The following is an 18677-nucleotide window of genomic DNA, read 5'->3' as shown; positions in this document are numbered from 1 at the left end:
CGGCCACCAGGTGCCGGACGATCACGGGGCGAGAGAGGCAGGGCATGGGGCACCTCGAGTCGATCACCGGGCCGCAGGACCTGCGCCGGCTCGACGACCGTCAGCTCACCGAGCTCGCAGCCGAGATCCGCGACGAGCTGATCCGCACCTGCGCCCCGCGCGGCGGACACCTCGGGCCCAACCTCGGCGTCGTCGAGCTGACCCTGGCGATCCACCGGGTTTTCGAGTCCCCGCGCGACAAGGTCGTCTGGGACACCGGTCACCAGGCCTACGTCCACAAGATGCTCACCGGGCGGGCCTCCGCCTTCGACACCCTGCGCACCGAGGGCGGACTGTCGGGTTACCCCAGTCAGGCCGAGTCCGAGCACGACCTCGTCGAGAACTCGCACGCCTCCACGTCCCTGTCCTACGCGGACGGCCTCGCGAAGGCTTACGCGATCCGCGGCGAGGACCGGCACGTCGTCGCCGTCGTCGGTGACGGCGCACTGACCGGCGGTATGGCCTGGGAGGCCCTGAACAACATCGCGATCGGCAAGGACCGCTCGCTCGGTCATGGTCGTCAACGACAACGGCCGGTCCTACCAGCCGACCGTCGGTGGTCTCGCCAGCGCGCTGACCACGCTGCGCACCAACCCGCGCTACGAGCAGGTGCTCGACCAGGTCAAGCGCCGCCTCCAGGGCGTCGGCGGGGTCGGCTCCGCGGCGTACGACGCCCTGCACGCGATGAAGAAGGGCATGAAGGACGCCCTCGCACCTCAGGGCCTGTTCGAGGACCTCGGCCTGAAGTACGTCGGCCCGATCGACGGTCACGACCGGGTGGCGGTCGAGAACGCCCTCACCCAGGCGAAGCGCTTCGGTGGACCGGTGATCGTGCACGTGATCACCCAGAAGGGCTTCGGGTACGATCCGGCCGAGCGCAACGAGAACGACCAGATGCACCAGGTCGGGCCGATGGATCCCGAGACCGGCACGCCCATGCCCAAGGGCCGGATCTGGACCGACTTCTTCACCGACGAGATCGTGAAGATCGGTGAGGAGCGCAAGGACGTCGTCGCGATCACCGCGGCCATGCTCTACCCGGTCGGGCTCGACCGGTTCGCTGCTCGCTTCCCCGAGCGCACCTTCGACGTCGGCATCGCCGAGCAGCACGCCGTCACCAGTGCTGCCGGACTGGCCATGGGCGGACTGCACCCGGTGGTCGCGATCTACGCGACCTTCCTGAACCGCGCCTTCGACCAGGTCCTGATGGACGTCGCTCTGCACAAGTGCGGTGTCACCTTCGTCATCGACCGCGCCGGTGTCACCGGCGACGACGGTGCGAGCCACAACGGCATGTGGGACATGTCGATCTTCCAGGTCGTCCCCGGCCTGCGCCTGGCGGCGCCGCGCGACGGCGCCCGGGTGCGCGAGCTGTTGCGCGAGGCCGTCGCGGTCGACGACGCTCCGACGATCGTGCGCCTGCCCAAGGGCGCCCCGCCCGAGCACGACATCCCGGCGGTCTCGACCGTCGGTGGCGTCGACGTGCTCGTGCGCCGTGGCGACAAGGACGTCCTCATCGTCGCCCCCGGGTCGATGGCCGGTACCGCGGTGGACGTGGCCGGCCGACTGGTCGACCAGGGCATCGGCGTGACCGTGGTCGACCCCCGCTGGGTCAAGCCGATCGACGCCGCACTCGCGCCTCTGGCCGGTGAGCACCGCCTGGTCGTGAGCATCGAGGACAACGGCCGTGTCGGTGGCTTCGGCGCCAACCTGCTGGCCTTCCTGAACGATGCCGGTGTCGCCACGCCCTTCCGTCTTCACGGCATTCCGCAGGAGTTCCTGGACCACGCCAAGCGCGAGGCCATCCTGGAGAAGATCGGCCTGACCGCCCAGGCCCTGGCTCGCAAGATCGTCGAGGACGTCACCGCGCTGGACGCGGGGCACTCGCTGGTCGACATCGACTAGGACGCGCGGTTGTCGACCCGCCGCGGCTCTCGGGCCGCTCTTCTCGTCGTCCTCCTCTCGCTCGTCGGTTCGCTCCTCGTCGGCTGCTCCGGGGACGGTGACGAGAGCCTGCTCGGGGACGGAGGCACAACAGGGTCGGTGTCACCGGACGAGGCCCAGAAGCTGCTCGACCGGCGGGCCCACGCCGTCCGCGCGGGCGATCTCGAGGAGTTCCTCGCGACGCTCGACCCGACCAACCCGCAGCTGCTGACGCGGCAGCGCCGCTACTTCGCCAACATGCAGGCGCTCCCGCTCGAGGCCTTCCGCTACCGGGTGCTGAAGGCCGAGTGGCCCGCCCAGCTGCGGGCGCCCGGCTGGGGCAAGGACGTCTCCCTGCCGCAGGTCCGGGTGGCCACCCAGCTCGACGGTTTCGACGAGGTGCCCGTGCGCCGGATCACCGGGTTCGCGTTCGCCCGCAAGAACGGCAAGCCGGTGATCCTCTCCGAGCTCACCGGCACCAAGAAGCAGTTCCCCGGCTCCAGCCCGGCGCCGTGGGACCTCGTCCGGATCCGGGTGCAGTCCGACGGGGACACGCTGCAGATCTACGACGCGGGGACCTGGGCCAAGGCAGGCGAGATCGGTTCCGTCGTACGCCGCGGCGTCGCCAACGTCCAAGAGGCGCTGCCCTTCTCGTGGGACGGCAAGGTGGTCGTCTACGTGTTCTCCCGCAAGGCCGTGCTGAACAGCTTCGAGGGAGTCCCCGGCGGCAACATCACCCACCTCGGTGCGATGACCTTCCCGATGTACGCCGACCTCGGCCAGCCGACCGTCGCCGGCGTCCGGTTCACGCTGCTGCCGAGCTCGATCCGGGCGGGGCAGCCGTTCCTGGACCGCATCACCCGGCACGAGCTGACCCACGTCGCCGTCGGCGAGCGGGACGACGGCGCGCCGGTGTGGTTCGCCGAGGGACTCGCCGAGTACATGGGCGCGCGCTCCATCTCCAAGCGCAGCCGGCGGATCGCCACCGTCGCGGTGACCCGTGCTCGCGACGGCGTCGCGGGGCTGCCGGCGTCGAAGGGTTTCAACGGCGACGACCAGGCCTGGAACTACGCGCTGAGCTGGATGGCGTGCGACTACATCGCCGCGACCCAGGGCGAGAGCAAGCTGTGGGAGCTGATGGAGGCCTTCCACCGCTCCGGTCAGGGCACTCCCGACGACATGGCGGACTCGGTCCTCCTGCGGGTGATCGGGATCGACGGCACCGACCTGGCGAACCGTGCGGCGAAGAGGATCCTGCGGATCTACGGCTAGGACGTGGATCACCCCGACCCGGGGGCATATCCGCGCTCACCGCAGCGTTGGACCTCTAGGCTGGAAGAAGATCGGCGAGGACTGAGGAGCAGGCAGTGACGCAGGCACGTTTCGTGCACATCGTGGACGACGTTCCCGAGCTCGACGGACTGAGCGACGGGCCGGTGATGGTGACTGCGCTCGACGGGTTCCTCGACGCCGGCAACGCCTCCGCGCTGGCGATCGGGCACCTCCTTGAGAGCTCCAGCAGCCGCGTCGTCGCGAGCTTCGAGGTCGACGAGTTCTTCGACTACCGCGCCCGGCGTCCTCCGATGACCTTCCTCGAGGACCACTACGGCGACTACGACGCCCCGCGCCTCGTGGTGCGGCTCCTGCACGACCAGGCCAACACGCCGTACCTGCTGCTGAGCGGCCCCGAGCCGGACATGCGCTGGGAGGGCTTCGCCGAGGCGGTCCGCCAGGTCATCGAGCACTTCGACGTCCGTCTCACGGTGTCGCTCGGTTCGGTGCCGATGGCGGTGCCGCACACCCGGCCGATCCAGCTGACCAACCACGCCACGTCCAAGCGGCTGCTCATCTCGAGCAACGTGTGGGCCGGTGAGATCCGGATCCCCTCGAGCGCCCAGTCGCTGCTCGAGCTGCGGCTCGGCGAGTGGGGGCACGACGCCACCGGCTTCGTCGCGCACATCCCGCACTACGTCGCCCAGTTCGGCTACCCCGAGGCTGCGTCGGCGATGCTGACGCAGATCGGTGCGGTCACCGGCCTGCGCTGGGACGTCAGCGATCTCGACGAGGCAGCTGACGACCGCCGGGTCGAGATCGCGAGCCAGGTCGCCGACTCCGACGAGGTACGCGCGGTGGTGGAGGGGCTCGAGCAGCAGTACGACGCCTTCCACTCCGGTGCTGAGAACCTCCTGGACGCGACCGCCGACGCGCTCGGTGACGCACTGCGTGCCGGTGAGGGGCTGCCGACCGGCGAGGAGCTCGGTGCCCAGTTCGAGGAGTTCCTGGCCGGACTCGACCAGCCCGACGACGAGCGCAACGACTGATGCCGTCCAACATCACCGAGCTGATCGACCTGCTCGACCTTGAGATGATCGAGGACAACCTGTTCCGCGGGAAGCAGCCCAAGACCGAGCTCCAGCGGGTCTTCGGTGGCCAGGTCGCCGCGCACGCCTTGGTGGCGGCCTCGCGCACGGTCCCGGAGCCGTTCGTGGTCCACTCGCTGCACTCCTACTTCCTGCGCCCCGGCGACACCTCGGTGCCGATCGTGTACGACGTCGAGAAGCTGCGCGACGGTCGCTCGTTCGTGACCCGAAGGGTGCTCGCCCGTCAGCACGGTCACCCGATCTTCGCGATGACGCTGAACTTCCAGATCCCCGAGGACGGCCTCGAGCACCAGGACGTGATGCCGGAGGTGCCGGGTCCCGACGAGTCGATCCCGCTCGGGGACATCTTCTCCGCGCGCAACCACGACGCGAGCGAGTGGGAGCGGGAGTGGGCGGCGCTCGACGTCCGGTACGCCGGCAACTCGCGGCCCGGCGGTGAGCTGCCCAACGACAAGGAACCGGCCCGTGCCCGGCTGTGGATCCGGACCAACGGTGACCTGCCGGACTCGCCGCTGCAGCACGCCGCCGCGTTCACCTACAGCAGCGACATGACCCTGATCGGTGCGTCCCTGGTGCCGCACAACCTGTTCGTGTCCTCGCCGAACATGCAGGCGGCGTCCCTGGACCACACCATCTGGTTCCACCGCCCGTTCGCGGCCGACCAGTGGTGGCTCTACGACCAGCACAGCCCGGTCGCCCACGGTGGTCGCGGCCTGATCACCGCGAAGGTGTTCACCCCGGACGGAACCCTGGTGGCGAGCGTCGCCCAGGAGGGTCTGATCAGGGTTCGCCCCACCGGCGCCTGATCGCGACTACCGCTCCGACGCAGGTGAGTCCGGCTGCGGTCCAGTACACCCAGGCTCGCGACTGGTCTTCATGGTGGTTGCGCGACGGCTTCTGCACGATCTCCTGCCCAGCTGCTTGCTCCGCCGTCTCCTCCGCGGCAGCGAGCGCACGCACCTGATCGATGAACGCGGGTGAGAGGAAGAAGTTGCATGCGCCCGTCCGGAGAACTCCGTCAGCGTTCCGGTACATCGAGAACAGGACGGGTCCGGACCGCATGTCCTTGCTGTTCCAGTCGTCCCACCCCAGCCCGGCCGCAGTCAGCTCGAGGCGTTCGGTGAACGGCCCACCGCGCAACGTCTCGTCCACGTGCAGCACGACCCGCTCATCTGCGGCTTCACGGACCCGGCCGATCACCAGGCCGGGCGACTTCAGCAAGGCCTCGGCATCGGGCCGCATGCACGACAGCGCTGAGGCAGGTGGAGCCCCGATCGCAGGGCCGAGCATCGCGAGGAACGCGACCAGCGCCCACCGAAGTAAGAAGGTCATGCCCCTGAGACGTTGATGGGCCCGCATCGGTTTCGATACGGGCCCGACAAACGTCGTACGAGAAGGAGGGGGCCTCAGCGGACCCGACCGACGAGGTGCGGCTTGCCGTTCTTCGGGTTGGTCAGCGAGAAGTCCAGGCCCCCGTCGACGACGCGGGACCCGAAGGCCACCTTGGTCGGCAGCAGCACCGGCTTCTTGAACTCGACCTCGACGGTCGCAGCGTCCGGGACGCGGCTCTCCATCGCGGCGACGCAGCGCGCCTTGGTCCAGATGCCGTGGGCGATCTGGCTGGGGAAGCCGAACGCCTTGGCGGTCAGCCCGTAGAGGTGGATCGGGTTGTAGTCACCCGAGACCGCGGCGAACTTGCGGCCGAGGTCGGCCGGGAGCCTCCACTCGGTGCCGCTACCGGGGATGACGTCGAACGGCTCGCCCTCGGGCTTGGCGTCCTTGTCCCCGCGACCGGGGCGCAGGTACGTCGAGACCGAGTCCCAGACGACCTCGTCGGTCCCGGCCGCGGTGACGGTGGTGACGAAGTCGAAGATCGTGCCCTTGGAGTGCGCGCGCTTGTTCGTCACCGTGGCGGAGACGTCGAGGCGCTCGGTCGGAGCGATCAGGCGGTGCCGGGTCATCGAGTTGCGCAGGTGCACGCTGCCGATGGCGGCGTACGGGAACGAGCTGTCGGTCATGATCCCCATGTGCAGCGGGAAGGCCAGCGTGTGCGGGTAGTTGAACGGCAGGTGCTGCGAGGGCGCGAACCCGCAGACCTCCCGGTACGTCGCCAGGTTCTCGAGGTCGACCGCGACGTCCTTGCGCGACAGCGTCAGGTCCGGCAGGTCGCCGCCCTTCTTGGCGACGCCCGGGATGAGGTTCACGCCCGGGACGATCGGCAGCGCCGCCTTGAGCATCGTCGGCAGCGGTGAACCTGCCGCGTCGATGACCTTCTCCGCCATCTCAGGCGCCCAGCATCATCTGGCCGCAGACCCGGACGACGTTGCCGTTGACGGCCGACGAACCTGGGGAGGCGTACCAGGAGATCGCCTCGGCGACGTCCACCGGGAGACCACCCTGGGCCATCGCGTTGAGGCGCTGGCCGACCTCGCGGGTCGCGAAGGGGACCGCGGCGGTCATCGCGGTGATGATGAAGCCCGGCGCCACCGCGTTGATGGTGATGTCGTTCTTCAGCTCGGGGGCGAGGGCGTCGACGAACCCGATGACGCCTGCCTTGGAGACCGCGTAGTTGGTCTGACCGACGTTGCCCGCGATACCGGCGATCGAGGAGACGCCGACGATCCGACCGTTCTTGTTGATCAGGTTCTGGTCGAGCAGCTCGCGGGTGATCCGCTCCGGAGCGGAGAGGTTCACGGCGATGACCGAGTTCCAGCGGTCGTCGCCCATGTTCGCGAGCTTCTTGTCGCGGGTGATGCCGGCGTTGTGGATCACGATGTCGACGCCGCCGTGCTTCTCCTTGACGTGGTGCGCGATCCGCTGCGGGGCGTCCTTGCCGGTGATGTCCAAGGTGAGCTGGTCGCCGTCGAGCTCCTTCATCAGCGTCTGCAGCTCGCTGGCGGCCTGCGGGACGTCGATGCCGAGCACGGTCGCGCCGTCCCGGTGCAGCACCCGCGCGATCTGCTCGCCGATACCGCGCGAGGCGCCGGTCACGATCGCGACCTTGCCGGCCAGCGGCTTGTTCTGGTTCGCGACCTTGGCGGCCTTCTTGGTACCGGTCAGACCCAGGCGTGCGACCTGGCCGGAGACGTAGGCGGACTTGGGGGAGAGGAAGAACGCGAGCGTGGACTCGAGCGTGGACTCGGCGCCCGGGGCGACGTACACCAGGTTCACGGTGCTGCCCTTGCCGATCTCCTTGCCGAGCGAGGCGGGTGAAGCCCTCGAGGGAGCGCTGGGCGATCCGTTCGTCGACGGAGTCGGTCTGGGTCGGGTTGGTGCCGATCACGACGACGCGGGCACAGCTCTTGAGGCTGCGCAGCAGCGGGGTGAAGAACTCCTGCAGGGCGACGAGCGCTTCGGGGGAGGTCAGGCCGGTGGCGTCGAAGACGAGGCCCTTGTACTTCTCCTCCTTGCTCGGGGAGGTGGTGCTCGCGATGCCGAGGTTGTCCAGGGTGGTGGTCAGCGTGGCAGCCAGGCGACCGTCGCCGCCCACGACGACGGTGCCGTCGACCAGGGGAGCGCCCTCGGTGTACCGCTCGAGCTTCTCCGGGGCGGGCAGGCCGAGGTTCTTCACGAACATCTGGCCGATCGGGCTGGAGCTGAAGGACTGGTAGCGGTCGCTCATCGGGGGTTCCTAGCGTCGGGTCGGGGCGTCAGTCTTGAGGTTGGGTCGATCGAAATGTAACTTCAGGTGTAACTCGGAGTCCACATTTCGTGATGTGGCACTCACTTGGTTCCGCAGGCACATGTTACCTGCCAGTATTGAGGGACCTTCTCGTCGATCAGGAGTAACCGTTATGCAGGCCAAGACCCGCCGCGTCGCCGTTCTCGGTGGCAACCGCATCCCGTTCGCGCGCTCCAACAGCGTCTACGCGACCGCCTCCAACCAGGAGATGCTGACCGCCGCGCTCGACGGCCTGGTCGCCCGCTTCAAGCTCGAGGGCGAGCAGCTGGGCGAGGTCGCCGCCGGCGCCGTCCTCAAGCACTCCCGCGACTTCAACCTGACCCGTGAGTCGGTGCTCGACACCCGGCTCGCCCCGGAGACCCCGGCCGTCGACCTCCAGCAGGCCTGCGGCACCGGTCTCCAGGCGATCATCTACGTCGCCAACAAGATCGCCCTCGGCCAGATCGACTCCGGCATCGGCGGCGGCGTGGACACGACCTCCGACGCCCCGATCGCCATCGGCGAGAAGCTGCGCAAGAAGCTGATCAAGCTCAACAACGCCAAGACCAACGCCGACCGGGTCAAGATCCTGGCCTCGATCCGCCCGGGCGACATCAGCCTGGCCATCCCGTCCAACGGCGAGCCGCGCACCGGCCTCTCGATGGGTGAGCACCAGGCCCTGACGGCACTCGAGTGGCAGATCACCCGCGAGGACCAGGACGTCCTGGCCGTCAATAGCCACCACAACCTCGCCGCTTCCTACGAAGCCGGCTGGCAGGACGACCTGATCACGCCGTTCAACGGTGTCGAGCGGGACACCAACCTGCGCGGCGACTCCAAGCTGGAGAAGCTCGCGACCCTGAAGCCGGTCTTCGGCAAGGGTGAGGCGGCCACCATGACGGCGGCCAACTCCACCCCGCTGACCGACGGCGCCTCCGCCGTCCTGCTCGGCTCGGAGGACTGGGCCAAGGAGCACGGCCTCGAGCCGCTCGCGTTCCTGGCCGACTACGAGACCGCTGCGGTCGACTTCGTGCACGGTGGCGAGGGCCTGCTGATGGCTCCGGCGTACGCCGTTCCGCGGATGCTCGCGCGTGCCGGCCTGACCCTGCAGGACTTCGACTTCTACGAGATCCACGAGGCGTTCGCCTCGCAGGTGCTCTCCACGCTCAAGGCGTGGGAGGACCCGATCTTCTGCAAGGAGCGTCTGGGCCTCGACGCGCCGCTCGGCTCGATCGACCGCTCGAAGCTCAACGTCAAGGGCTCCTCGCTCGCCGCGGGCCACCCGTTCGCCGCGACCGGGGGCCGCATCGTCGCCAACGCCGCCAAGCTGCTCGCCGAGAAGGGCGAGGGCCGTGCGCTCATCTCCGTGTGCGCTGCCGGCGGTCAGGGCGTCGTCGCGATCCTGGAGCGCTGATCAAGGACGCGTCAGCGGCCTTGATCGTCGGTCATCGAGCAGCGAGCCACGGCTGAGCCTGCGAAGCCGCGGACCGAGCGTGTCGAGATGCGGTGAGACGACCGGAGTCTGAAGTGAGCGAACTCCCTCGACGCCTCGGCGTCGGGGGAGTTCTGCTTTCACGCTGCCGAGCTGCCTGTCGCCAGCGCGACCGCAGTGTCCGTCAGGAAGCTGCGCACCTGATCACCCGAGATGTGCGAGATCGTCGGGATGCCTGGGGCGCTCTCCTTGACCAGCAGGCCGATCCGGGCGAGCTGGAGTGCGCCCAGCCCTGAGGCGTACATGTAGTTGGCAGCGAGCACGCTGTCCTGGGTCTTGAACTCGCCCGACTCGATGCCGGCGTCCAGGGTCTCCTTCAACGTGCGCAGGCACGAGGAGATCGCCCGGCCGAGGCGGAAGAGAGCGCCTTCGCTGACCTGCTCGAGGAGCTCGGGCCCGGGACGACGCATCAGGGTCTGGGCGCAGTCGACGAACGCCGGGTACTGCAGGCCGTAGTCGACGAACGCGCCGACAACCGCTCGCAGGCGGTCCGAGGGCGTCCCGGTGGCTTCGTCGGACGCGGTCTCGAGCCGCTGCTTCAGCTCCTCGAGGTACCCCTCGACCGCGAGCGCGAACAGCTCTTCCTTGCCGCTGAAGTGGCGGTAGATGATCGCGCGGTTGATCCCGACAGCCCGGGCGATGTCATCGATCTGGGCGTCGCGGACGCCGGTCTCGTCGAAGAGCTGCCGGGTGGCGGCGAGGATCTGCTGCTCACGCGCCTTGCGCCGGGCGGCCGCCGCCGACTGCCGGGAGGGGGTGCTCATGGTGAGAATCGTAGTGCAACTCCGATTTACACACCTGTCGCAGCAGAAATCAGTCCGAGCCGGTCAGCGCGATCCGGGCCGCCTTGGAGTTGTCGGTGACGACCACGTCGACGCCGAGGCTCGCCAGCTCGTACCAGCGCGCTTCCTTGTTGACCGTCCAGGCGATGACCATCTTCCCGGCGGCGTGGATCGTGTTCACCCGCGCGCGCGTGATCAAGCTGTCCTTGACGAAGATCCCGACCGAGAGCGGGTCCAGGGTCGGGTCGACCTCGGACTCCTCGTTGGCGATGATCGCGACCTCGGTGCTGGGACGTTGCTGGTGCAACGCCTCGGCGACCGCGAGGTCGAACGTGTTGAAGACGGCTCGGTCGTCCCTGTTCATCGGGTTCTCCGGCACGAATCGCCGGTAGCCGGGATCGTTCTTGTGCAGCTCGTCGTAGGCGCCGATGGCGTCGACGAGGGCGACCGCCTCCGTGGTGCTGCCGAGCTTCGGCTCGACGAGCAGGCGTGCGTCGGTGTTGCTGGAGAGCCGGACCTCGTCCAGCGTCTGCTCCAACGTCGGTACCTGCTGGCCCGGGAACCCCTTCCAGGCCCCGGCGTCCAGCCGCTTGATCTCGCACAGCGTGAACCGGTCGACCAGAGGCCGCCCGTTGAGGTACTTGGTGGGGTTCTTGGCCGGCGGGAACTTCTTGAGCACGTCGGTGGTGCGGCTGAAGTCGGCGTCGTGCAGCGCGATCCAGTGCACGTCCCCCACGCCCGTGCTGTACGCCGAGCAGGCCCCGTTCGCGAGATCGGCCTCGGTGTCCGGCGCCGTGCGCTGGAAGTCGGTCTCCAACCAGTCCGTGTCTGTGTTGAGCGCGCCCCGGTACGCGTCGATCGTGTTCTCCGGGTAGTGGCTGGAGTAGCCGCGGTGCGCGGCCACCTTCATCCGGGTCAACGGCATCACGTACACCGGGACGACCGTGCCGATGTGCTCGGCTGCTCCCCGGGACGCCTTGGCGACGGCCCGGAACTTCACGGTGCCGACCGCATCGACGTGGTACGAGAACGAGGCGTTCCCGGCGCTGCTGGTCTTCGTGGAGACGACTGTCTGCCAGCCCAGTCCCTCGTTCACCTGCACGACGACCGGTCGGCCGGAGCGAGCGGGACGGAGCACTGCTTTCCCGGTGACACTGGTCCCGACGTTGGCGCCGCCGCGGGTGCTGATCGCCGCGGTCTGTCCTTGCCGGTAGACGGTGAGCGCGCGCGACTCGCGGCGCTTGCGCAACGTGCCCTTGTACCGGACCGCCTTGCTGGCGACGCGCCACACGTCCTTGGTGTTCGGCTGGGTCACGGCGAAGGAGTACAAACCGGACGACGTGATCGACCTGCGCACGACGACCTTCCACTTGCCGCCCACCAGACGCTGCAGCGCCGCGACCCGAGGGACACTCCTGCCGAGGCTGCCGCTGATCGTGAACGTCTCGTTGATGATCGGCCGCGAGACGCTGGACTTCGGTGCGCTCTTGAGGAGCACGCGCGCCGCGGCCGACGCCGGTGGGGTCGCCACGAGCACGGCGGTCAGGGCGAGCAGCAAGGACAGCCCGAGGACGGACGGAGCCACGAGACGTCGGCGGAGCACGGACGGCAGCCTAGGCGAAACGGACAGAACAGAGAATTCGGCGTACCGGTACACGCACCTGGAGCGTCGGAGCGAGGCCGATCGTTACACGGTGTCCAGGCCGGTCGCTCACCGACGCCGGCGCGGCTCAGCGCAACGCCTGCACGCTCTCGATCGTGTCCGCCTCCGCCGGGGACTTGTCGTCCCGGTACCGCAGAACTCGGGCGAACCGGAGCGCGACGCCCCCGGGGTAGCGCGTCGAGCGCTGCACCCCGTCGAACGCGATCTCGACGACCTGCTCAGGTCGCACCGTCACGACCCAGCCGTCGTCCTCGGTCTTGAGCTCGGTGAAGCGCTCGGTCTGCCACGCGAGCATCTCGTCGGTCATGCCCTTGAAGGTCTTGCCCAGCATCACGAAGCCGTCGCCCGACCGTGCGCCGAGGTGGATGTTCGACAGCTTCCCCCGGCGCCGGCCCGACCCCCACTCGACGGCGAGGACGACCAGGTCGAGCGTGTGCCGCGGCTTCACCTTCACCCAGGCGGCACCGCGACGGCCGGCGGCGTACGGCGCATCAGGATCCTTCACGATCACGCCTTCTTGGCGCGCCGCAACGACCCGGTCGAAGAACGCGGTGGCTTCATCGGCGTCCTGGGTCACCAGACGTTCGGTGCGCATCGACGCGGGGACGACGGCGTCGAGACGTGCCCAGCGTTCGTGCCCGGGGCTCTCGATGAGGGAGTCGCCGTCGGCGGCGAGCACGTCGAAGAAGAACGGCTGGGCCGCGCGGCCGGCAGCGGAGGCCGTTTCCGACGCGGTCTCCTGGAACGGTCGCGGCGTACCGTCGGCGTCGACGACCAGCGCCTCTCCGTCCAGGATCAGCCGATCGACGGGCAGGGCGCGGACGGCCTCCACGACGGCCGGCAGGCGATCGCCGATCTCGTCGAGGCTACGGGTGAAGACCTGGACGTCGTTGCCGCTCTTGTGCACCTGGATCCTGATCCCGTCGAGCTTGGTGTCGACCACGAACGTGCCGGACCAGTCGGCGACGGCCTCACCGACCGACGGCGCCGAGGAGGCGAGCATGGGTCGGATCGGGCGGCCCACCACGAGCGCGAAGTCGGCCAGGGCCTCGACCCCGCCGGTCAGTGCGCTGACGGCGATCGGGCCGGTGGGAGCGCTGAACATGGCGGCCCGTCGCACTGCTGCCAGCGGGACGTCGGCGGCCGCGGCGATCGCGTCGAGCATCACCGAGTCCAGGGCACCCTGACGCACGCCTCCGGTCATGACGGCCCGCAGGAACTCCTGCTCGGCGTCGGTCAGCGAACCGAACAGGTCGGCCAGGGCGGTCTTGCGAGCCAGGGACGACCCCGTCCCGCTCATCCGCGAGAGTGCTTCGAGGATCGCGTCCACCTCGAGCAGGGAGCGCGTCGGTTCCGCGGCTGGCGCCGGCAAGTCGCTGAGTCCGCGCCAACCGACCCCGGTACGCCGCTGCCGCAGGGTCCCGGACAGGTACGTCGCCGCCAGCTCGATCTCGTCCTCGGGCGCCGCCCTGAGCAGGTCCGCGATCAGGGCGCGCTTCTCCAACCGCGACCGGGTGGCGGCGACAGCGGCGGACGTGGTGGCAAGGTCGGCGAGGTGCACGGGTCCATCCTGCCCGGGGTGACCGACAGCTATTCGACCTCGAACGAGAAGTCTGCGGTCCCGACGTCGATCCCGCTCGCGCCACCGTGATCGTCGGAGTGCCCGGCTAGGTTGAATCCGTGACCGAGCCCCAGACCCGCACCTGGACCCCGAACTGGCCGTGCCCGGTCGGGGCGGTCCTCCGGGTGCACCGTCGAGGTGCCGGGGACCCGACGTACCAGGTGCTGCCTGACGGCGCGCACGCGCGCGCGATGCGGAGTCCGGACGGCCCGGTGACGTTGCGCGTCGAGCCGCTCGACAGCGCCGGCCGTGTCGTCGCCCAGGCGTGGGGGAGCGGGGCGACGTGGGCGCTCGATCACCTGCCGACCATGCTCGGAGCCGACGACGACCCCAGCGGTTTCGAGCCGCACCACGACGTCGTCGCGGCGGAATGGAAGCGTCAACCGCACTGGCGGCTCGGCCGCACCGGCCTGGTCATGGAGTCGCTGGTCCCGACGATCATCGAGCAGAAGATCACCGGGCAGGAGGCCTTCGGCGCCTTCCGCACCCTCGTCCGCCGGTACGGCGAGCGGGCGCCCGGAGACCTCGGCCTGCTGCTCCAGCCGACGCCGGAGACGCTGCGCACGATCCCCTCGTGGGAGTGGCTCAAGATCCCTGTCGACGGTGGTCGCTCACGCCCGCTCCTCGCGGCCGCCCGGGTCGCGAGCTCGATCGAGCGCGCCGGTCGTGCATCGTTCGAGGAGTTCGACCGACGCCTCCGCAGCATCCCGGGCATCGGGGTCTGGAGCAGCGGCGAGGTTCGTGCGACCGCTCTGGGCGACCCGGATGCGGTGAGCTTCGGCGACTACCACATCGCGAAGAACATCACGTGGGCGCTGACGGGGGAGCAGGGCGACGACGACGCCCTCGCCGAGCTGCTGACGCCGTACGCCGGGCACCGCCACCGGGTGCAGCACCTGCTGGCAGGCGCAGGAAGACCCCGGCGGGGGCCGCGGATGTCTCCGCGAACCCACCTGCCGGGGTCGTCCCGATAGCTAGTCGATCAGCTCGCCAGGTACGAGCTCGCGACGCCCACGTGGATGTCGGCGCCGATCGGCAGACCGAACTTCTTGGTGGACAGGGTGACCCGCAGTCCGACGATCGCCGAGTAGCCCGGCTTGGTCAGCTGCTGGTTGATGTACACCTGGCCGATCCCGAGGATGTAGATCTGGGTGTTCGGCTTCACGTCGATCGGGATCTTCTTGCCCGCGACCGTGAGGTGCACGAAGTTCAGCTGCGCCTCGGAGATGTTGTCGTTCGCCGCCTTGCGCACGTGCGACGTCACGTCCACGGCATCAGCGGTGATGAGTCCACCGAGGAGCTTGATCTTGGCGAGGCGTGAACCTGTGGAGACGTCTGAGTACGCCGGGATCGTCTTCGCGTTCACCCGTGTGGTGATCGCCCCGATCTCGGCGACCCCCGGGATGTTCGCCGCCGCGATCGTGACCTCGTGCTCCTGGCCGTTGGTCCCGTTGGACGGGATCATGACGATGCCGGTCGGCTGAGCCAGAACCTTGACCTGCTCGCCCGCCTGGATGCCGGCGAAGGTCGCGTACGCGAAACCGCCGACCGCCGAGGCGTCGGCGTCGCTGCCGATCGGGACGATCGTGGCCTGGGTCGGGTTCAGCTTGATCTCCGCGCCCGTCGGAGCGCCACCCTGTCCCTTGAGAAGGGTCAGGTGCAGCGCGGTGCCCATCGTCCGAACGGTCTTGCCGGGGATCGACTTGTCGACGCGGGTCTCGTTGATGACGACCTCGACGATGCCGGGGACCGTGATCTTGGTGTTGGCCGGGACGTTGAGCGGGTAGGCCTTGCCGGCGATGGTCAGCCGGACGAACGTGGTCGACGTTCCGCCGTCGAGCCCTGCACTGCTCGCGCTGGCGAACGAGGTGCTCTCGATGGCGTCTGCCTTGATCACGCCCCCGAGCAGGCTGATCCCGGCGATCTTCACGCCGGAGGTGATCTTGACGCCGTCCCCGCTGGCCGTCGCTTCCTGGCCGGAGGTGATCGCACCGAGGTTGACGAGGTTGGCCACGTCGACCTTGGCGACCGAGATGCCGGCCTTGGCGGGGATGACCGAGTCGGCGAGGTTGGACGACGCCGTCAGTCCGGAGCTGATCGTCGTGCCGAGCGCAGTGATCTGCGAGCCGCCGGACGAACCCTGGTACACGTACTTCTGAGGGCCAGCAGCGTTGGCTGGCTGAAGAGCGGCGAAGCCCACGGTCGCGATGAGCGCGGTGACGCTGGCTACGGAAACGAGTCGGCGCACGAGGCACCTCCATGAGGTATAGGCAACGGGTCGCCGAGAACGACCCGACGGGAGGGAGATCGCCGTCAGTATGTCACCACTTCGGGTCCTTGAGGAAACTCGACCCACAAATGTCGTGTGACGTATTCCTTTCTGTAAACCGCTGTGACAGTCTCCGTTACACCTCGCCGGTGCCGTGTCGGTGAGGCAGGAAGGAGTCGCCGATGCCTCAGCTGGTGACTCCCGCACACGGCGCCGGGGTCGACCTGTCGACGCCCGCCGCGCGCGCGTCGGCCGTCGAACGAGCGGTCGAGCACCTCGACGCCTCGCCTCCCGGAGCAGTCGGAGCCCTGCGCGTCGAGCTCGCCGTCGCCGCGGGTGCCACCGAGGTCTGGACTCTCGACTTCAGCGGGTCCGGCGTACGGCTCGCGCCGGACCAGGAGCCGGACGCCGTCCTGCGCGCGTCGGTCGAGGACGTGCTCGACCTCGTCGCCGGTCGCGCCGACGGGGCGCTGCTCCACCTCGCTCAGCGGCTCGAGGTCTCCGGCGACGAGTCCTTCGTCCTGGCTCTGGGCACCGCTGTCCGGGTGCCCGGCGCTGACCGTGCGCTCATCGATCCTGCGTCGCTCGACCCCGAAGCCGTCTCCTCTGCCATCGCCGGAGTCGACGTGCGCCATCTGGCAGCCGTCATGTCCGGGGGCTTCCGCGAGCTCGTCCTCGCGGAGGTCTTCCGACGCATCCCCGAGTTCCTCGTCCCGGAGAAGGCCGAGCGGGTCTCGGTCTCGGTCGCGTTCGAGATCGAGCGCGAGCCCGAGGGAGAGGCGGCCGACCGGTACGTCGTGAGGATCGTCGACGGGCTCTGCACCGTCATCCCGTACGCCGGCCCCGAGGTCGCGGCGGACGCGACCCTGGTTCTGGAGGGTCAGGAGTTCCTCCGCCTCGTCCTGGGACACCTGAACCCGGTGCGCGGCGTGCTCTCCGGCCAGATCCGGGTGCGGGGCCAGGTGATCAAGGCGCTCGGCTTCCACTCCGTCGTCAACATCCCCGGAAGCTGACGGTTGCTGGATGACAAATTCACTGGCACAGTACCGCTGCAAACGAAATGTGACCTGCGTAACTCTCGGCGGCCTCGCTAGTTGTGAAGGCGTCGTCCGCACTCGACCGAACGTCATGGGGAGGCAAGGGTGAGTTCCTTCGCGGTCGCCGGCAGAGCCGGTCTCGAGTCGATGAAGGACCGGTCCCGGACCGGGGTCGTCACCAGCGGCAACCTCGTCGTCCTCGGTGTGGCCTCGCTCTGGGCGCTGGTCACCGACATCCTCGGCCGGCGCTTCTCCTGGTCGGAGTTCATGCTCCAGGCCTGGTTCATGACCCGGGTCTCGCTGCTGCCGACGATCCTGGTGGCGATCCCGTTCGGCGTCATCACCTCGGTCCAGATCGGCGCCGTCGCCAACCAGATCGGTGCCACCTCGTTCAGCGGCGCGGTCAACGGCATCGGCGTGCTGCGCCAGGGTGCACCACTGGTCACCTCGTTGATGATCGCCGGAGCTGTCGGATCCGCGATCTGCTCCGACCTCGGCGCACGGACGGTGCGTGAGGAGATCGACGCGCTCAAGGTCATGGGTATCTCGCCGATCCAGCGGCTCGTGGCGCCACGCATCCTGGCGGCGCTCACCGTCGCCCTGCTGCTGACGGTGATCGTGGCGATGACCGCCATGACCACCGCGTTCATCATGAACGTCGGTGGAGGCACGATCTCCTCGGGCGCCTACCTCGACTCGTTCGTCAGCTTCTCGCGACCGGCCGACTTCGTCCTCGCCGAGCTCAAGGCCGTGGTGTTCGGATTCATCGCGACGGTGGTCGCCGCCCACAAGGGCTTGAACGCCTCCGGTGGTCCGAAGGGCGTGGCAGACGCGGTCAACCAGGCGGTGGTGCTGAGCGTCATCCTGCTCGCCGGTGCCAACGTCGCCATCACCCAGGCCTACGTCATGCTCTTCCCCCAGGGGGCCGCGTGACCGCCCCGGCCGACAACCTTCCCGAGGCGCCTCGGAAGACCGTCTCCGACGTGATCGTCGGGGCCGTCGACCGGATCGTGGCCAGCCTCGCGCAGCTCGGCGACTTCGGCACCTTCGCCGGCAAGACGGTCGTCTCCGCGCCGATCACGCTCAAGCTGTACACCAAGGAGGTCCTGCGCCAGCTCAAGGACATCGCCTGGGGCAGCGGCGCGATCATCGTCGGCGGCGGCACCATCGGCGTGATGATCCTGCTGGCGTTGTCGGCCGGTACGTCGCTGGGTATCGAGGGCTTCAGCGGTCTGGAGATCGTCGGTCTGGCGCCGCTGACCGGCTTCATCTCCGCGAGCGCCAACACCCGCGAGCTGGCGCCCCTGATCGCGGCGCTCGCGCTCGCCTCGCAGGTCGGCTGCCGGTTCACCGCCCAGCTCGGGTCGATGAAGATCTCCGAGGAGGTGGACGCCCTCGAGGTGATGGCGGTGGAGCCGATGCGGTACCTCGTCACCACCCGGGTCATCGCCACCAGCATCGCGATCCTGCCGCTCTACCTGATCGGCCTGATCGGCTCCTACATGGCGTCGATGTTCTCGGTCGTGGTCGTCTTCGGCCAGTCGCCGGGTCAGTACGACCACTACTTCTCGACGTTCATCCTCGGGCGCGACGTGTTCCTGTCGGTGATCAAGATCCTGGTCTTCGCCACCGCCGTCACCCTGGTGCACTGCTGGTACGGCATGCGCGCCTCCGGTGGCCCGCAGGCTGTCGGCGAGGCGACCGGTCGCGCGATCCGCGCGAGCATCGTGCTGGTCGTCATCCTCGACATGATCATGACGCTGCTCTTCTGGGGCGGGAACTCCGGCTTCAGGGTCTCGGGGTGATCGG

Annotated in this window: 16 protein-coding genes and 1 pseudogene; 10 read left to right on the top strand and 7 right to left on the bottom strand. The window is 68.9% G+C overall.

The genetic code is table 11. The annotated features are described in order from the left end of the window. Positions 1-44: 44 nt before the first annotated feature. The 4 genes and pseudogenes from dxs to ABIE44_RS00735 all read left to right on the top strand — a co-directional run bounded on the left by dxs (position 45) and on the right by ABIE44_RS00735 (position 5149). Positions 45-1944, top strand: a pseudogene (gene dxs / locus ABIE44_RS00750) (1-deoxy-D-xylulose-5-phosphate synthase). A 9-nt stretch (positions 1945-1953) separates the two neighbouring features. Further along, positions 1954-3234: a hypothetical protein gene (locus ABIE44_RS00745; protein ID WP_209713568.1), complete on the top strand. Its 1281-nt coding sequence runs from the start codon at positions 1954-1956 to the stop codon at positions 3232-3234. 95 nt (positions 3235-3329) lie between these two features. Continuing rightward, positions 3330-4283, top strand: a complete 954-nt coding sequence (locus ABIE44_RS00740; RefSeq protein WP_209713570.1) for a proteasome assembly chaperone family protein — start codon at positions 3330-3332, stop codon at positions 4281-4283. Next, on the top strand, positions 4283-5149 hold the full coding sequence (locus tag ABIE44_RS00735; RefSeq protein WP_209713572.1) for an acyl-CoA thioesterase: 867 nt from the start codon (positions 4283-4285) through the stop codon (positions 5147-5149). Before ABIE44_RS00740 ends, ABIE44_RS00735 begins: the two co-directional genes overlap by 1 nt. Here the strand turns inward: ABIE44_RS00735 and ABIE44_RS00730 are convergent. The 3 genes from ABIE44_RS00730 to ABIE44_RS00720 all read right to left on the bottom strand — a co-directional run bounded on the left by ABIE44_RS00730 (position 5124) and on the right by ABIE44_RS00720 (position 7514). Then, positions 5124-5675 carry a hypothetical protein gene (locus tag ABIE44_RS00730; RefSeq protein ID WP_209713574.1) on the bottom strand — a complete coding sequence of 184 codons (552 nt, stop codon included), beginning with the start codon at positions 5673-5675 and terminating at the stop codon, positions 5124-5126. The two genes, ABIE44_RS00735 and ABIE44_RS00730, sit on opposite strands and share 26 nt — an antisense overlap. 74 nt (positions 5676-5749) lie before the next feature. Beyond that, positions 5750-6625: a MaoC family dehydratase gene (locus ABIE44_RS00725; RefSeq protein ID WP_209713576.1), complete on the bottom strand. Its 876-nt coding sequence runs from the start codon at positions 6623-6625 to the stop codon at positions 5750-5752. A 1-nt stretch (position 6626) separates the two neighbouring features. Beyond that, positions 6627-7514 (bottom strand): 3-oxoacyl-ACP reductase, encoded by an 888-nt coding sequence (locus ABIE44_RS00720; RefSeq protein ID WP_502912686.1) that lies wholly within the window; start codon positions 7512-7514, stop codon positions 6627-6629. Positions 7515-7524: 10 nt separating this feature from the next. Here ABIE44_RS00720 and ABIE44_RS19590 point away from each other — a divergent pair, with 10 nt between their 5' ends. Beyond that, positions 7525-8025 carry a hypothetical protein gene (locus ABIE44_RS19590; protein ID WP_502912685.1) on the top strand — a complete coding sequence of 167 codons (501 nt, stop codon included), beginning with the start codon at positions 7525-7527 and terminating at the stop codon, positions 8023-8025. 112 nt (positions 8026-8137) lie between these two features. Then, positions 8138-9418, top strand: a complete 1281-nt coding sequence (locus ABIE44_RS00715; protein ID WP_209713580.1) for an acetyl-CoA C-acetyltransferase — start codon at positions 8138-8140, stop codon at positions 9416-9418. Between the two features lie 158 nt (positions 9419-9576). Here the strand turns inward: ABIE44_RS00715 and ABIE44_RS00710 are convergent, their stop codons facing one another. The 3 genes from ABIE44_RS00710 to ABIE44_RS00700 form a co-directional block, all read right to left on the bottom strand. Then, positions 9577-10260 carry a TetR/AcrR family transcriptional regulator gene (locus ABIE44_RS00710; protein WP_209713583.1) on the bottom strand — a complete coding sequence of 228 codons (684 nt, stop codon included), beginning with the start codon at positions 10258-10260 and terminating at the stop codon, positions 9577-9579. Between the two features lie 49 nt (positions 10261-10309). Beyond that, complete coding sequence (locus ABIE44_RS00705; protein ID WP_209713585.1) at positions 10310-11881, bottom strand: glycerophosphodiester phosphodiesterase; 1572 nt, start codon at positions 11879-11881, stop codon at positions 10310-10312. 127 nt (positions 11882-12008) lie between these two features. Further along, entirely contained in the window at positions 12009-13502 is a 1494-nt protein-coding gene (locus tag ABIE44_RS00700; protein ID WP_209713587.1) for an ATP-dependent DNA ligase, read from the bottom strand. A 119-nt stretch (positions 13503-13621) separates the two neighbouring features. Here ABIE44_RS00700 and ABIE44_RS00695 point away from each other — a divergent pair, with 119 nt between their 5' ends. Then, positions 13622-14536, top strand: a complete 915-nt coding sequence (locus ABIE44_RS00695) for a DNA-3-methyladenine glycosylase family protein (RefSeq protein ID WP_209713589.1) — start codon at positions 13622-13624, stop codon at positions 14534-14536. An 8-nt stretch (positions 14537-14544) separates the two neighbouring features. Here ABIE44_RS00695 and ABIE44_RS00690 read toward each other — a convergent pair whose 3' ends face one another. Next, the gene (locus ABIE44_RS00690; RefSeq protein WP_209713591.1) at positions 14545-15810 is read right to left on the bottom strand and encodes a choice-of-anchor P family protein; all 1266 of its coding nucleotides are present in this window, start codon (positions 15808-15810) and stop codon (positions 14545-14547) included. A 203-nt stretch (positions 15811-16013) separates the two neighbouring features. On the opposite strand from ABIE44_RS00690, the gene ABIE44_RS00685 reads away from it, so the two are divergent. The 3 genes from ABIE44_RS00685 (at position 16014) to ABIE44_RS00675 (ending at position 18673) form a co-directional block, all read left to right on the top strand. Then, positions 16014-16844 (top strand): SCP2 sterol-binding domain-containing protein, encoded by an 831-nt coding sequence (locus tag ABIE44_RS00685; RefSeq protein WP_209713593.1) that lies wholly within the window; start codon positions 16014-16016, stop codon positions 16842-16844. A 129-nt stretch (positions 16845-16973) separates the two neighbouring features. Continuing rightward, positions 16974-17801, top strand: a complete 828-nt coding sequence (locus tag ABIE44_RS00680) for an MlaE family ABC transporter permease (RefSeq protein ID WP_354437726.1) — start codon at positions 16974-16976, stop codon at positions 17799-17801. Continuing rightward, on the top strand, positions 17798-18673 hold the full coding sequence (locus ABIE44_RS00675; protein ID WP_354437725.1) for an MlaE family ABC transporter permease: 876 nt from the start codon (positions 17798-17800) through the stop codon (positions 18671-18673). Before ABIE44_RS00680 ends, ABIE44_RS00675 begins: the two co-directional genes overlap by 4 nt. The last annotated feature ends 4 nt before the right edge of the window (positions 18674-18677 follow it).

The organism is Marmoricola sp. OAE513, assembly GCF_040546585.1.
Taxonomy (GTDB): domain Bacteria; phylum Actinomycetota; class Actinomycetes; order Propionibacteriales; family Nocardioidaceae; genus Marmoricola.
Note: the sequence above shows the minus strand (reverse complement) of the source record. Positions and strands in the feature narration are given on the sequence as shown.